Raw genomic sequence first — 15,270 nt, forward strand, 5'->3', positions numbered from 1 at the left:
GTATAGAGAAATACCCGTGTTTCCATGATTCATCCCGCATTTATGCAACGCCGAAAAAGTATATAAAAATGGCCCATTAAAACTGCGAGTGAATCCATCAGCAGGCGCTCTGTATCCTACAGAAGTTTACGTACAGGTTCGCGGGATTGAGGGGATGGTAAATGGTATATACCATCTAGAAGTTGAGAATAATTGTCTAACTCTCATCTATGAATTAATTGATGATGGGTTAGAAAATTATATTATACCGGGTAAATGTATCAACGGATTCATCTTTTTAATTAGTTGTGTTTATTATAGGTCTAGCTGGAAATATCAAAACAGGAGCATAAGATATTGCTTCTTAGATAGCGGACACCATTTAGGTGCAGTTGCCGCTTCAGCTTTTCTCCACAACCGAGATATACAACTAGTTTTTGACTTTGATAAACTTGCCCTCAATTCAGATTTAGGATTTGAGAATAAAGAGTTTATCACTGCTTGTGCGGTGTCAGGAGAAGTACAAGAAAAGAAAATCAGAAGCTTAAGGCTGAAAGTTCCTTTTGTCTCTGGTACTGATTATTTTGAACCTAATCAATTTATTGAAGATGCCTATCAAGCAACTACTCTACAAAAGAGTCGCCAGCAGAAATTAGAGTATCCTCAATTTAACTTTGATAAGGATAAATTTTCTCAAACTGTTTGGAATAGACGTTCTATTAGACGTTTCCGGAAAGAGGCTATTTCTCAAGAAGATTATTTATATGTAGTGCAACAACTTCAGCAGTCAATACCGACAGAAAACTATGAGGAGATAGAAATTTACTCAGTGGTGCATCGAGTAGAGAGAATGACACCTGGGTTATATAAAGGTACGTATTTGATTAAAGCGGGTAACTTTAGTGAAAAGACAGGTTACTTATGTATTAATCAAGCTATTGCTAGAGATGGCGCTGTAACTTTATTTTTTGTGTCAGATTATTTAAATTATCAAACTGCTATGCAAATAGCTGGTTTTCTGGGACAGAGACTTTATTTAACTAGTAATTATTTGGGTATTCAATGTAGTGGGATTGGTGCTTATTATGATGACGAAACCCAAGAATTATTAGAAACAAATGAAGATGTACTTTATGGAATGGTGATTGGAATATAAGCAGGAAGCTAAAAAGATATGGCTAGAAAGATGTATTACTTTAATAGTGATGACTCGCATCCTATGCAACCGACATCTGCGGATATTATACTGCGGCAACAACTAGAGTATTCTATTAGCAGATACTTTTATGACGCTTGCGATCGCACAATTCAAAATCTTCTGTCTGATTGTCGGTGGTATGTCACAACTCATGCCAATGCTCTAACATTGGTTATTGAATGTCCCGATCGAGTCACTAATTGGCGTATTTTGCAAAAAATCGTACCAATGGGGACATTGCTACATGGAATTGTTAGTAGTGCTAAAATCCGTGTTTGTCCGCCAGAGAGTCAAGGCGTACCTTTTGAAATGAGGGTAGATGAACTTTCTGTTTATCGGGATTGGGCGTGATTCGATTTTGGATTTTAGATTTTGGATTTTGGATTAGTTAATATTCTGGCTGATAAGTGCAGCTACCTCTTCAAAAACTAAATCAGCAGAATGTTTGACAACAGGACTTAACTCTAGTCCCAAACCAAGATTTGCTGCCTCAATTAAATAAACTGTCACATCTTCAGGAAAATCATTTTGAAAGATTTTCCGTCCGGCGGCTAAAGCATTATCCCAACGAAAATCGTGCAAGTTATAACTAGGTTCGGGCATTGCTTCCAGTTCTTTTCCTGGAACTTTAAACACAGCACCTGGCTCAGAACCAGTTGAACTTGCATCAATAATTACTAATTGTTTACTACCTCTAGCTTGAAACATTACTTCCATCCCTGCGGTGCCACAGTCATATACTCGCACATGAGGGTGAGGGTTTTCAGCTAGATATTTTTGTAAGCGTTGGGCGATAATTACGCCTACTGCGTCGTCACTGCGATTGAGATTGCCGCAACCGATAATAGTAAGCATGGGATGAAATTTAATTGTTTAAGCCTAAGCAGGCACGAATATCTTCAATTTGTAGGTCTGGATAGTAGTCTCGGATAATTTCTTCAAATGAAAGTCCGTCATTGAGAAGTTCAAGAATGCTTTGTACAGTGATGCGTGTTCCTGCGATGCAAGGTTTACCGAAATGAATGTGAGAGTTAACTACGATTCTGTCCATTTAACTATAAACTAATAATATGTTTCCTAAATTATAAAATAAGAAGTTGCGCTGTATATATAAATGCAGTGAAGCATAGTTTAAAGCTTAAGGACATAGTAAAGGTATAAGACTAAGAACGACTCATCATCAAGCTTCTGCTGAAACTGATTATTTCGAGTTGTTGCCATAATCTGCAAAATATGAGGCTTTGACTGATGGGACAGACAAAGCCTCTGAAAAAGAATTTATCAGCCGGAAACTATAACTCTACACCATGTTTCTTGGCAACTTCAGTCAGTTTCTCATACTGATGTTGTGATGCTTGAGTTAATATCTCTTCAGCCTGTTCTTTAGTACTTCCCTCTTTAGGAATTAAATACTTGACGTAAAGAGATACAAAATCAGCAGCGATCGCTAAACCAGATAAAGCGTGTTTGTCAGCTTCCTTACCAGCGATCGCTGCTACCAAACCAGCTTTAATTGGGTCTGGTTTAACTTTCATGAACTGCTCGACAAGTTTAGGAACGTAGTCTTCTGGTGGCAAATTATCTAACTTACTTCTATCAGGAGTAAAGTTACATTCTGCGGCTTGAGCTTGCTCTAAAACACACCATTCTATGTATTCTTGCAATGCTGCATCGGGAACGCGAGGAAGATAATTATGTAGCGCTAAATCAGACACAAGCTTACCGTGTAAATTGCTGTTTTATGCAAATGCATTAATGCAAGCCTAACTCACTGTTTATGGAAGTTTTAGTATGTTACGCTACGACTGTTGAATCAGCTGATTGTGTAAATGATTAATCCTGAATCTGAGCCATGTTTGCGCGTTTATCAGCCATTGCCTATAATTACGCAACGGGAAGAGACAGTTAGCGTTTAGCCCAAGCTAGGCTGGGAAAATAGTTTTTTATTCTTAACATCATGCCTCGCATTCAGCTAGCATATCCTAAAATTCTCGGTAGCAAAAACTACCCCTCCAGTCGCTGTATTGCTTTTGATAAATACGACGGTACGAATCTGCATTGGGTTTGGGAAGTCGAACTAGGGTGGTATGGGTTTGGGACTCGGCGCGATCGCTTTGATTTGGATGAGAGGGGTATTGCTGAGTTCAACGCCGCCCATCCAGGGCTAGAAGAGGCTTCTAACCTGTTTCAAAAGCTTTTCGCCACCCCCCTAGACAAACTGTTTCGAGAAAACCCCGCTTACAATAGCCCAGAAATCACCGTCTTCACTGAATTTTTCGGGGCGAATTCCTTCGCGGGGATGCACAAACCCGAAGAATCGAAACAACTGATTCTCTTTGATGTAGAAACTAATCGCGGGATGATTCCCCCCGAACAGTTTGTACAAGATTTTAGTAATTTAGTGATCGCCCGCGTTGTCTATCGTGGCAAACTCACCGGACAATTTGTAGAAGATGTCCGCGCTGGGAAGTATGGCCTAGCCGAGGGTGTAGTCTGCAAAGGTGGTAGCAATCCTGCTGATTTGTGGATGGTAAAAATCAAAACTAACGCCTATATGAAAAAGCTACAGCAAGCCTTCCAAGATGACTGGGAAAACTATTGGGAGTGATAGAACAGTATGAGTCTGAACTTTCTAAACCAGGCTAACTACAGAAATTTTGGTGCGTTAGCCTACGACTAACGCACCTGACAACTAAATTAAGCAGTCCGAAAACGCGCCAACTCTTCACCAGTCTTAGCATCATGGGCGTGGACTGTACACACCAAACATGAATCAAACGATCGCGCCACATGACCAACTTCCACCGGATCGCTAGAATCGTAAATGGGTGTGCCAATTAACGCTTCTTCAATGGGGCCGCGGATTCCATCACCGTCACGAGGGCCGATATTCCAAGTACCTGGAGCAATAACTTGGTAATTCTTAATTTTACCGCCCTCTATTTCTACCCAGTGAGATAAGGAACCTCGCGCTGCTTCCGTTGCACCCCAACCGCGTCCATCTTTTTCTTTGGGTTTAATATACCAAGGGTCGTTTAATTTGAATTCGCGCAAACAGTGTTCGGCTTGACGATATAACTTGACAAGTTCGTGAACTCGTGCTAGCTGACGCACATGAATACTAGCACCACCCATCCGTTTGAAGACATCAAGGATAAAGCCGTCGTAGTGTTGCCAAGATTCGCCATGTTTACCACCAGCTACTAATTGACGCGCTAAGGGGCCAGTTTCTAAACGTCCGAAGTCTTTGTGAAGAACTGCACTCGACCAAGAGTAGGCGTTATCGAAGTCTTTTGTATTGATTGCAGTGGGTTTAGTGTTGCGATCGCTAGGGTGAATATCCTCTGTCCCTTCATCGTACCAAGAGTGAGTTGTATTCTCGCGGGTGAATGACTGATCCATTAAGGTGTGAGTGTGTGTGAAGCTGTCGTACACTCCACTTTTCATGATCGTTGCCGCGTTTCGTCCCTCGATAGTCGGCTTTTGGTATTTATCTTCATGGGCTAAATATCCCCAAGTGACATATTTACCAACACCAGCGCCATATCTATCTAAACCAATGTCTAAACCCATGCGCCAATAAAAACCTAAGTCGGAATCTCGATGATTGCGGTTTTCATCTAACCAATCTCTAAAATCATCATAACTTTGGATTTGTTCGTAGCGTTCTAAAGAACAACCCAACCAAACTGGTTCTAACCAATTGGTGCGGAAATATTCGAGAAGCGCCCAAGCGCGGGTAATATCTGTTAAAGTGGGGGCGCACATCACGCCACCGGGAACCATGTAGCTGGAATGGGGCCATTGTCCGCCCAACAGTGCATAAATTTCTACGGGTTTAGCGGAAATTGTTATACCTAGTTCGTAAGATTTGCCTGTGAAAGCGGCAAAACGTTTAACAGCTTCCTCATAAAAGCGACTATGGCGGTATTTTTTATTGGTTAAATCAATAGCAAACAAACCATAAAAATAGCGGGGAATGCTTTGAATAGTCTCGACAATTTGACCGAGATTTCTCGCCAAAATTGCATTGCGGGGAACTTCTGTTTCCCAAGCTGTATCTAATGCCCAAGATGCACTAGTCAGGTGAGAACCGCCGCAAATTCCGCAAATGCGAGGTGTAACAATTAATCCGGCTTGGGGATCTTTACCGCGAAGGATAACTTCAAATCCTCGGAAAAGTTCGGCGTGTGTCCAGGCGTTGACTACCCGTCCATGTTCAATATCAACTCGGACATCTAAATCGCCTTCAACTCTACCGACGGGCGAAATGTCTAATGATTGAATTGTCATTTGTCATTTGTCCTTTGTTATTTGTTATTTGTCATTTGTCATTTATCCTTTGTCATTTGTCCTTTGTTATTTGTGATTGGTAATTATTCACTCGCCTCACTGCAAAATAGTTGAAATCCTTGATTTCTCGTTGAGAGGTATAGAGAAGTGTGAAAGGTTATAGTCATTAGTCAAATCACAAAGGACTAATGACAAATGACTAATGACTAAACTGTAAAAAAGTCTTCTTCTGCCCAAGGTGGTGCTGCATCTTTGGCGACCATTGTCAGTAAGGCGTATTCTTTTTTGTTCACCCCTGGCGGCAATTCTTTGGGAACTCCCATTACTGTTTGGGTTTTAAATACGGTTCCTGGTTTGAGGTCAAAGAAGGGAAATTCTGGTTCGGTGCAACCCAAACAAGGCATTCCGGCGCGGGTTTTGGATGAAACGCGGTTCCATAGGATGCGGTTACAGGAAGAATGAGTCATGGGGCCGCGACAACCCAAGTCATAAAATAGGCATCCTTTACGTTGACCAAATTCGGCGGTTGATGCTTTGTAGGCAAAGTGGACGTTGCGGGTACAACCTGTTTGGGTATAGGTGTTGAAGAAGGTTTGGGGACGATTTAGTTCGTCGAAAGCAATGTCTGCTATGCGTCCAGTAGCGATCGCAACTAATATCTGCGTAATCCAGTCGGGATGGGCGGGACATCCAGGTATATTAATTACAGGTAATCCTGCTTGTGATACGAAATCTTTCCCTAAAAAGCCACCTTCTTGACGTTTGAGAAATTGCAAACCTTCCGATTCGCTGGGGTTAGGTGACATGGCGGGAATTCCTCCCCAGGTTGCACAGTCTCCCACAGCGACGATAAATTGAGCAACTTTGGCGAGGTCTAATAACCAATCTTTCATGGCGCGATCGGCAAACCGATTCCATTCGCCAGTACCGTTAGGGGCGTTAACAACACTGCCTTCAAATACCAAGATATCTAAAGGAATTTTGCCAGAAATACAATCCCGTAGTAGTGTTTGCAAATCATTGCCTAGTTCCAGCCCCAAGGAAGGATGCCAAAGTATATTGATACCAAAGTCGGCAATTAAATCGCAGACTGTCGGTTCTTCAGCGTTGAGAAATGACATGGTGTTGCCTGAACAAGCACCACCTTGTAGCCATAGTACGTTAGTCATCGGCTAGGTATTTTTGTATTGTTTCCCATGCATGATGTAGGTGATATTGCTTGCAAAGTTTCACCTGTTTATCAATATTTATTTTTTAATAGTAAGATATTTTTTATCTAATTTACTTTCATTAAAAAAGAATTAATCATTAACAATATATTAAATACTCTCAAGATTATTTTTAATAGCTATGTCTGTTATCTACGTAACACATTTTATAAATGCAAACTACTACAAATAAACACTGCATCTTATTTTTAAGTCTTGACGTTAAACCAACTCAATCTGCTTAATTTATCGCAGTCACAACTCTGTAATTATTAATAATATCTGTCAACTGTTAATCTGCATTAGGTGATGAGTATTTTAAGTCATCAGATTTTTATGTAATAAATGAGCCAAAAATAGGGGCGCTAAACTTTGCGCCCCGTCAACTATATATCAGTTGTTTTAGGATTTTGGTTGTGCAGCTTGCCTAACAACTTCTTCGTCCAAACCTAACGCTTGAGCTATCTGCTCAATACTTAAACCAAACCCTAATAACTGGGGTATCGTTTCTAACTTACCTTCTTGTTTCCCTTCTTGTCTACCTTCTGCAAAAACATCTTGGTAAAATCTAGTTTGCTTTAACTCATTTGATCCAAACATTTTTCCTATCTCCTCCTGGCTCAATCGCGGTAACTTGTAGATTAATATTGTCTCTATCAATTGTATAATTTCCCTAATAGTAGTGACATCTGGAATTTGCTGTCGGGCACTGTTGACTATCTCTAGAGCTTTTATTGTCGCAGTTGATTCGGGTTCGATGATAAGTTTAACTGTCTCTATACCAATTGATGATGCCTCAATGGAGCTTAATTCGTCGAGATAGACGCGAGTTACTCGTTGAGAGTTGAGTAATTCTGTATATCTTTCGGTATCTCCAGTATCAACGCTGCGGTTGGGGAAGATGACAACACCACGCCAATTGTTAGTTAATTCGGTTTTGTCGAGATAGTTAAAGATTTCGGTAAATAAACGTGAGTAGAATTTTTTGTCTGATTGAAATTGCACTTCGGCAAAATAAATCGGTAAGTTTGGCGTATTGGGAAGAAAGACACCATCGATTCTAAACGCCAGTTGTTTAACTTCTACTGAAGAAAATTGGTAAGCACTAGCTAGTTGGGGCGGTTGGTTAATCAGTTCAAAAAAAGTACTGGGGATACTCTGAAAGATCCGATAAAAGATACTGTCTGTTTTCAAAGGAGCTTGTTTTACAGTTGATGAACATATTTTACACAACGACTAACCCGTGGTAACTATTTTGATTACAATAAATATTATGTATGTCAACAATTCAATAAAAAATATTGAAATTGTATAAGACGATGATACAAAAAGTATTTAAAAAATATTAGGTGTTTAAAGCTGACATTAATATTAGCAATTTCCCCCTAGAATTTTAGAAATAGGGTGTTTTATAGTATTGTATTGAGCATGGTATAGGACATTGGCTATAGGGAATTAAGTTTTTTCCCTAGTTTATAGTCTTTAATCCTAGCTCAAATAAAAAAGGGGAATTCCGCCTAAAGGACTCGAAGCCTGCGTAAATCAGTATGGCCCGTGATTAGATGCTTTTACGTATCTCAATCATTCGTGGGCGTTGACAGATTCAATTCCCAATTGGCTAAAGTACGGCAGAGTTATGACCCCCAGCATTACAGATTCAGCAGTGAAGGCTGCGGTAGCAGCTGTTGCTTCAGAGTCAGCCTCAGCAGAAGAAAAAATCCAGATGCTGATTGAGATAGCACAGGGTTTTCAAAAAAAGCCCAAAGCTGCCCAAGACTTGCGAAATGCAGTTGGGTTATATTACCGGGCCTATGAAATGTGTGGTGAGGAGTATCCCTTATTAAAAGCCAGGGCCCAAGTAGGGATGGCAGGGACATTACAGGCAATACCGGATGCTGATTACCAACTGTTGATGCAAGCGAAAGTCGGTTATGAAGAAGCACTGCCAATTTTACAGCAATTAGCAACGCCAGAGGAAGTGGCAGAGACGCAGATGAATTTTGGGCTGGTGTTGCAGTCGCTAGTACCATTCAATTTAGCGCGGATAACTGACAGCATCCAAGCTTATCATGAGGCTTTGCGGGTCTTTACTTGGGAAGATTACCCCCAAGAATACGCGATTTTGTATAACAATATTGCGATCGCATACCTTTCTATGCCCCTAGCATCGGAACGAGAATACTTGCGTCAAGGGTTAGCTGTGCAATCATTTGAGGTGGCGCTAAAGCACATTAATTTGATTGACCATCCTAGAGAATATGCGATGTTGCAGAACAATTTAGGTAATGCTTTGCAATATCTAGTGAGTTCCCATCCTGTGGAGAATAATTTAAAGGCGATCGCAGCTTATGACGAAGCGTTAAAAGTGCGTAATCCCAAAGATACACCTTTAGAGTACGCTAACACAATTTCAAACAAAGCCAACGCCCTATTCAACTTACCAGACGACCCAGAAAAACCAGAACCTGGTAATCCTCAAAATCTTTTACAGGCGCGTACTTACTATCAAGCTGCTTTAGAAATATTTACGGAACACCAACAAATCGCACAAGCAGAGATCGTAGTTCAAGCACTACAAGATGTAGAAACAGAAATGAAGGATTAGAAGTTATAAATCTGATTTAACTCTTATCACTTTAACAACGAGTAAAAAAACAGCATGAGAGATATTTTAACAACGCAAAATCTGATAAATTTTCTCACAAGTTTAGCAGATGGCGATTTGAACATAGCAACAGAAGTCGTGTGGTTAATCATAGCAGCAGCCTTGTCTATGGTTGGCGGTGCAATTGGTGGAATGCTATTAGCTGGGAAAGATATAGGCTATCAGTTTTCAGCGATGCTTGGTGCATTATTTGCCCCTGCAGGTGTAATTCCCGCCATCTTATTAGGGCTTGCTGCCTTAAATTTCTTGACAAATTATTAGGATAAAACATGTTAGAGATAGGTTGGTTTTCTGCTAAGTTATTTTTTAAAGGAAAGCTACTACGCGACCCTGTGTATTTTGTCAAGCAAACTACTATTGGTATTGCTGTAGGTTTCTTACTGCTAGTATTACTCGCACAAGCCCCGATTCCCTTCTACCTACCAATAATATTATCTAGCTTAGTAACAGGCATAATTATGCCATTTCTCCTCAAAGACTTCAAAATGAAGTGAATTGTCATTGATAAATAACCAATGCCCAATGACAAATGACCAATGACAAATGACAAATGACAAATCTTGAAGAATTAGTTCAGGAAATTAATCGTTTTGAGGCAATTATATCCGAGTGGGATGAAAGCCAACGGTGTGTAGCGGTGGGTTTAAAAAGGGCAATTGAAGCTTTGCATAAAGCTGCATTGACTAGCTTGATTAAAAGCCTGAAAGAAGAATCAATGCCAGCTTTGCGTCATGCGGTTGCAGATGAATTAGTCTATGCAGTGCTACTGTATCACGAACTAGTCAAACCACCAAAACCTCCGCTTTCACAACGCATTCAGACAGCCCTTGAAGAAGTTCGCCCAGGTTTAAAAAGCCATAACGGTGATGTAGAATTAGTGGCAATTAAACCACCAGATACAGTAGAAGTCAGATTAATTGGAACTTGCAGCAGTTGTCCGACTTCTACTTTAACTTTATCTCAGGGAGTAGAACAAGCAATCAAAAACCATTGCCCCGAAATTACTAAAGTAGTGGCAGTTAATAGCAGTTCTACTATTAACAACGCTAATTCTAGTTTAATCAGTCCATTCTCTGCAAAAATAACTTGTACTTGGATGAAAGTAGCGACCCTTGATGAAGTTCCTGAATTTAGTGTAGTGGCAGTACAACTTGCTGGTACTTCACTTATTTTACATCGTCAAGGTGCTACAGTAAAATGCTACCGTAATAGTTGCGCTCATCTTGGATCTCCCTTAGAAAAGGGTAAAGTTGAAAATGGTATCATTACCTGTCCTGCTCATGGATTCCAATACAAATTAGAGACAGGTGAATGCTTAACTGCACCTGATATTTCGCTTCAGTCATATCCAGTCAAGATTAAAGGCGATAAGGTTTTTGTGAAACTGCAAAAATGATGATGCAAAGGTAACATTTCAACAAATATACTTGGCGATTAGTCAATCACAGTTACTTTGCTTTTTCATTTCAGTAGTTCGCGCATTGATTTTAGTCTTTTGTGCAAGCAAAATGCCTGAATGCTTTCTCAATATCTTTAAATTAATTCTCATTTGTGTAATTCAGATATTGATTTTAGTGTTTTGAGAAAGTAAAAAGGCATATTACTTACTCAAAAGCAGCTTTTACTTATTCAAACCCCAGTTTGCTTACTGATTTTGGTGTTTTCCACAAGCAAAATAAGCTTTTACTTACTCAAAAGCAGCTTTTACTTATTCATTTTGGTGTTTTCCGCAAGCAAAATGAGCTTTTACTTACTCATTTTGGTGTTTTCCGCAAGCAAAAGCAGCTTTTACTTTCTCAAACCCCAGTTTGCTTTCTCATTTCAGTACATCGCGCACTCATGCAAAAGATTCGCTATGTAGCAAAAGTTACTAAATTTGACTAGATTTTTTAAAATTGATTAATACAGAAGTCGATTAAAGGTTTTAACTTAATTTGAAAAAAGCATAATGCAAAACCGTTACTGTTGTTACACGCTAATCAACATTAATGTTTTTAAATAATTATTAGCGTCTATCTGCGGTTCATGGATATCCCAATCATAAGTAATCCCATATCACAATTACCGCTAAAAGCAACAGAAATTTCTCAATATTTGCCTCTATCACCTCAAGGTGCAGAGGTAATTTTAGGTAACATTATAGAACCAGAACAATTAGTCATACCAGTAGCGCCCAATGCTACAAATATGTTTGGGCCTCGTGGTGCTTGTTTATTATCAGAAACTGGCCCTTTATGGGTATCAGATACAGGACATCATCGATTATTAGGATGGCAAAATTTACCCACAAGAGATAGTCAACCTGCTGATTGGGTAATTGGACAACCTGATTTTTATCATGAAGGACAAAATGCTAAAAGTACACCGGGAAGGGCAACTTTAAGTGTACCAACAGGGATTTGTGCTTGCGGTGAAGGGTTAGCTGTAGCAGATGCTTGGAATCATCGGGTTTTGATTTGGAAAAGCTTACCAGAAGATAATAATGTTCCAGCAGATTTGGTATTAGGACAAGTTAATTTTACTGATAATGAACCAAATCGAGGAAATCAGCAAGCATCTGCTAGTACAATGCACTGGCCTTATGGTGTTTACTATCATCAAGGACAGTTATTTATTGCTGACACTGGTAATCGAAGACTATTAATTTGGCATCAATTACCAACAGAAAATGGTCAACCTGCTGATTTAGTTTTGGGACAACCAGATATGATATCTCGCAATGAAAACGGCGGTGATTCTCCAACCGCAGCGAGTATGCGTTGGTGTCACGACATCGCCTTTTGGGGAGAAAATCTGGTTGTCAGCGATGCAGGTAATCACCGAATAATGATTTGGCAAGGAATACCTACAGAAAATAATACTCCTTGTGCAGTGGTTTTAGGACAAAAAAGCTTTGATTTTGTGGAAATGAATCAAGGAGTTTATTATCCTAGCGCTAGTAGTTTAAGTATGCCTTATGGTGTGGCGGTGGCTGGAGATTGGTTAGTAGTTGCAGATACTGCTAATTCTCGTTTATTAGGATGGAGAAAGCCAGAATCAATTTTATCACTGCAAGGTGTAATGGCAGATGGGTTAGCAGGACAAATAAATTTTCAAAGTAAAGGTGAAAATCGTAATTTCGGACTACCGAAACGAGATAGCTTAAATTGGTGTTACGGGATAAAAATTTGCGGTGATACAGCAGTGATAGCTGATTCTGGAAATAACCGAATTTTGTTGTGGCAGTTTAACTATGCCGACTGAAGAAATTAGAGTTAGCGGTACTGTTCAGGGAGTAGGCTTTCGTCCTACCGTATATCGTCTGGCTAAAGCTTGCGGTTTGTGTGGAGATGTTTGTAATGATGGTGAAGGTGTATTAATTCGGGTATCTGGTAGTGAGGAAGCATTAACAGAATTTGTTGCCAGATTGCAAACAGAATGTCCGCCACTAGCAAAAATTAACAAACTAACTAGAACTCCTTATGAAGATGAACTTAAATTTGATAATTTTGTGATTTCTACTAGTGTCAGTAATGCCATTAAAACAGAAATTACTCCTGATGCAGCCACTTGTCCCCAGTGTCAAAAAGAAATATTCGACCCTTTCAGCCGCTTTTATCGCTACCCCTTTACTAACTGTACTCATTGCGGCCCCCGGTTGAGTATTATTTGTGCCATTCCTTATGACAGATGCAATACCAGTATGTCTGCGTTTGCGATGTGTTCAGAATGTGGAAAGGAATATCATGATGTCGAAAATCGCCGTTTTCACGCCCAACCTGTAGCTTGTCATGTTTGCGGCCCCGCAGCTTGGTTAGAACGCGCTGATGGCAAATCGGTTACTGCTTCTATGTTTTCGATGTTGGATGATGTTGATGCTGTTTGTACCTTGTTGCAAAAAGGTGAGATTGTGGCAATTAAAGGGTTAGGTGGTATTCATCTAGCTTGCGATGCGACACAGGAAACCGTTGTACAAAAACTGCGTCAGCGAAAAAAGCGTTATCATAAACCTTTTGCTTTAATGGCGCGAAATATTGAGGTAATTGAAGAATATTGCAGTATCAACGCCAAAGAAAAAGAATTATTAACAAGTTCTGCTGCACCAATTGTTTTATTACAAGCAACAGGTAAAAAAGTAGTAGCGCCATCGATAGCATCAAAGCAAAATACCTTGGGTTTCATGCTACCCTATACGCCGTTGCATCATTTAATTCTGCGGCGGATGAATCGCCCAATTGTTTTAACAAGTGGCAATCTTGCTGATGAACCACAATGTATTGATAATGAAGAAGCAAGAGAAAAATTAGGGACAATTGCTGATTATTTTCTCTTTCACAATCGAGAGATTATTAATCGGGTAGATGATTCGGTTGTGCGTGTTCTTGGTGATAAAGTTCAAACAATTCGCCGTGCCAGAGGATATGCACCAGCATCAATTAGTTTACCACTGGGATTTCACAAAGTACCGCAAATTTTAGCAATGGGTAGTGAGTTAAAAAATACTTTTTGCTTATTGCGTGAAGGAAAAGCAATTCTCTCTCAACATTTAGGAGATTTAGAAAATGCTGCGGCTTTTAACGCTTACCAAGAAAATTTAAATTTATACTTAAATTTATTTGAGCATCAACCAGAAGTAATTGCCATTGATAAACATCCTGAATATTTATCAAGCAAACTTGGGAAAGAACTTGCAGACACAAATAAAATAAAAATTTACCCCATTCAACATCATCACGCTCATATTGCCGCTTGTATGGCAGAAAACAGGATTTCTTTAGATTCGCCTCCAATATTAGGCATTGCTTTAGATGGTTTAGGTTACGGCGATGATAGTACACTCTGGGGTGGAGAATTTCTTTTAGCAGATTACCGTAAATTTAAACGACTTGCAACATTTAAACCAGTAGCAATGATTGGTGGCGAACAAGCTATTTATCAGCCTTGGCGTAATACTTATGCCCAATTAGTAGCTGCTAATCTTTGGAATGATTGCGAACAAAAGTATACTGATTTAGAAATCGTAAAATTTCTGAAAAGCAAGCCACTCCAACTACTAAATCAACTTATAGATAAGAAGATTAACTCTCCTCCAGCTTCATCAGTGGGGCGATTGTTCGATGCAGTAGCGGCAGCTATCGGTATTTATAGAGATGAATGTAGCTATGAAGGACAAGCTGCGATCGCACTTGAAGCTATAGTAGATGTTAGCAGCTTAAATAATGATAAAGAAACGCTAATCTACCCTTTTAATTTTAGCTTTTTAGATAGTATTTACTGTATAGACCCGCGTCCAATGTGGCAAGCCTTGCTAAATGACTTACAGCAGCAGATTCCACAAACAGTTATAGCTGCCAAATTTCACCAAGGTTTAGCTAACGCCATTGTGAAAATGGTTCAGCATCTTAGTCAAGAAAATCTGATTAATCAGGTAGCTTTAACCGGAGGAGTATTTCAAAATTGTATATTGTTAGAGCAAGTTAGCAAACGATTACAAACATTGGGAATAAAAGTACTCACTCACAGTTTAATTCCAACTAACGATGGCGGCTTATCTTTAGGACAAGCAGTGATTGCAGCCGCACAATTAATACATGAGAGTTGATATTTTACAACCTTTTTCTCACAAATAATTCTCTCTGTGCCCTCCGCGCCTCTGCGGTTAGTTTATCTTCACAAATAAAAAAATGTGCTTAGGAATCCCCGGACAAATTATAGAAATTACCAACGTTAACCATAAACTAGCCCTAGTTAACATTGGTGGTGTAAAGCGCGAAGTAAATATTGCTTGTATCGTAGATGAACAACATCCTCCCGAAGCTTGTATTGGAGATTGGGTACTAGTTCATGTTGGTTTTGCCATGAATCGAATTAACGAACAAGAAGCAGCAGAAACATTACAACTCTTCCAAGAATTAGCAGCAGCACAAGCACGGATTAGTACTTAACGA

The 15,270-nt window shown here is 39.7% G+C and carries 15 protein-coding genes and 1 pseudogene; 10 read left to right on the forward strand and 6 right to left on the reverse strand.

Features of this window, described 5'->3' with window-relative positions:
• Positions 1-52: 52 nt before the first annotated feature.
• Both RMY64_RS27675 and RMY64_RS27680 read left to right on the forward strand, forming a co-directional pair.
• A pseudogene (locus RMY64_RS27675) lies at positions 53-1,135 on the forward strand (SagB/ThcOx family dehydrogenase); the annotation flags it as partial.
• Between the two features lie 18 nt (positions 1,136-1,153).
• A complete protein-coding gene (locus tag RMY64_RS27680; protein ID WP_322674486.1) occupies positions 1,154-1,528 on the forward strand; it encodes a hypothetical protein in 375 nt (124 codons plus the stop codon).
• A 33-nt stretch (positions 1,529-1,561) separates the two neighbouring features.
• Here RMY64_RS27680 and RMY64_RS27685 read toward each other — a convergent pair whose 3' ends face one another.
• From RMY64_RS27685 to RMY64_RS27695, 3 genes are all read right to left on the reverse strand, one after another.
• Entirely contained in the window at positions 1,562-2,032 is a 471-nt protein-coding gene (locus RMY64_RS27685) for a hydrogenase maturation protease (RefSeq protein WP_322674487.1), read from the reverse strand.
• A gap of 10 nt (positions 2,033-2,042) precedes the next feature.
• Positions 2,043-2,228, reverse strand: a complete 186-nt coding sequence (locus tag RMY64_RS27690; RefSeq protein ID WP_322674488.1) for a DUF433 domain-containing protein — start codon at positions 2,226-2,228, stop codon at positions 2,043-2,045.
• Between the two features lie 241 nt (positions 2,229-2,469).
• Positions 2,470-2,892, reverse strand: a complete 423-nt coding sequence (locus tag RMY64_RS27695) for a hypothetical protein (protein ID WP_322667916.1) — start codon at positions 2,890-2,892, stop codon at positions 2,470-2,472.
• A gap of 242 nt (positions 2,893-3,134) precedes the next feature.
• On the opposite strand from RMY64_RS27695, the gene RMY64_RS27700 reads away from it, so the two are divergent.
• Entirely contained in the window at positions 3,135-3,785 is a 651-nt protein-coding gene (locus RMY64_RS27700) for an RNA ligase family protein (protein ID WP_322701685.1), read from the forward strand.
• 89 nt (positions 3,786-3,874) lie between these two features.
• Here the strand turns inward: RMY64_RS27700 and RMY64_RS27705 are convergent, their stop codons facing one another.
• From RMY64_RS27705 to RMY64_RS27715, 3 genes are all read right to left on the reverse strand, one after another.
• Positions 3,875-5,470 carry a nickel-dependent hydrogenase large subunit gene (locus RMY64_RS27705; protein ID WP_322701686.1) on the reverse strand — a complete coding sequence of 532 codons (1,596 nt, stop codon included), beginning with the start codon at positions 5,468-5,470 and terminating at the stop codon, positions 3,875-3,877.
• Between the two features lie 206 nt (positions 5,471-5,676).
• A complete protein-coding gene (locus RMY64_RS27710; protein ID WP_322674491.1) occupies positions 5,677-6,639 on the reverse strand; it encodes a hydrogenase small subunit in 963 nt (320 codons plus the stop codon).
• A gap of 441 nt (positions 6,640-7,080) precedes the next feature.
• Positions 7,081-7,872 (reverse strand): Rpn family recombination-promoting nuclease/putative transposase, encoded by a 792-nt coding sequence (locus RMY64_RS27715; RefSeq protein ID WP_322701687.1) that lies wholly within the window; start codon positions 7,870-7,872, stop codon positions 7,081-7,083.
• Positions 7,873-8,314: 442 nt separating this feature from the next.
• On the opposite strand from RMY64_RS27715, the gene RMY64_RS27720 reads away from it, so the two are divergent.
• The 7 genes from RMY64_RS27720 to RMY64_RS27750 all read left to right on the forward strand — a co-directional run bounded on the left by RMY64_RS27720 (position 8,315) and on the right by RMY64_RS27750 (position 15,267).
• Entirely contained in the window at positions 8,315-9,283 is a 969-nt protein-coding gene (locus RMY64_RS27720) for a hypothetical protein (protein WP_322701688.1), read from the forward strand.
• Positions 9,284-9,337: 54 nt separating this feature from the next.
• On the forward strand, positions 9,338-9,604 hold the full coding sequence (locus RMY64_RS27725) for a hypothetical protein (protein ID WP_322674494.1): 267 nt from the start codon (positions 9,338-9,340) through the stop codon (positions 9,602-9,604).
• 8 nt (positions 9,605-9,612) lie between these two features.
• The gene (locus tag RMY64_RS27730) at positions 9,613-9,837 is read left to right on the forward strand and encodes a hypothetical protein (protein ID WP_229491136.1); all 225 of its coding nucleotides are present in this window, start codon (positions 9,613-9,615) and stop codon (positions 9,835-9,837) included.
• A 56-nt stretch (positions 9,838-9,893) separates the two neighbouring features.
• Positions 9,894-10,739 (forward strand): NifU family protein, encoded by an 846-nt coding sequence (locus RMY64_RS27735; RefSeq protein ID WP_322701689.1) that lies wholly within the window; start codon positions 9,894-9,896, stop codon positions 10,737-10,739.
• A gap of 629 nt (positions 10,740-11,368) precedes the next feature.
• Complete coding sequence (locus RMY64_RS27740) at positions 11,369-12,586, forward strand: hypothetical protein (protein WP_322701690.1); 1,218 nt, start codon at positions 11,369-11,371, stop codon at positions 12,584-12,586.
• Positions 12,576-14,924, forward strand: coding sequence for a carbamoyltransferase HypF (hypF, locus tag RMY64_RS27745; protein WP_322701691.1), 2,349 nt, complete (start codon positions 12,576-12,578; stop codon positions 14,922-14,924). The genes RMY64_RS27740 and hypF overlap by 11 nt, the downstream gene beginning before the upstream one ends.
• Positions 14,925-15,006: 82 nt before the next feature.
• Positions 15,007-15,267, forward strand: a complete 261-nt coding sequence (locus RMY64_RS27750; protein WP_322701692.1) for a HypC/HybG/HupF family hydrogenase formation chaperone — start codon at positions 15,007-15,009, stop codon at positions 15,265-15,267.
• Positions 15,268-15,270: the final 3 nt, after the last annotated feature.

This window comes from Nostoc sp. DedQUE08, from assembly GCF_034530895.1.
Taxonomy (GTDB): Bacteria; Cyanobacteriota; Cyanobacteriia; order Cyanobacteriales; family Nostocaceae; genus Nostoc.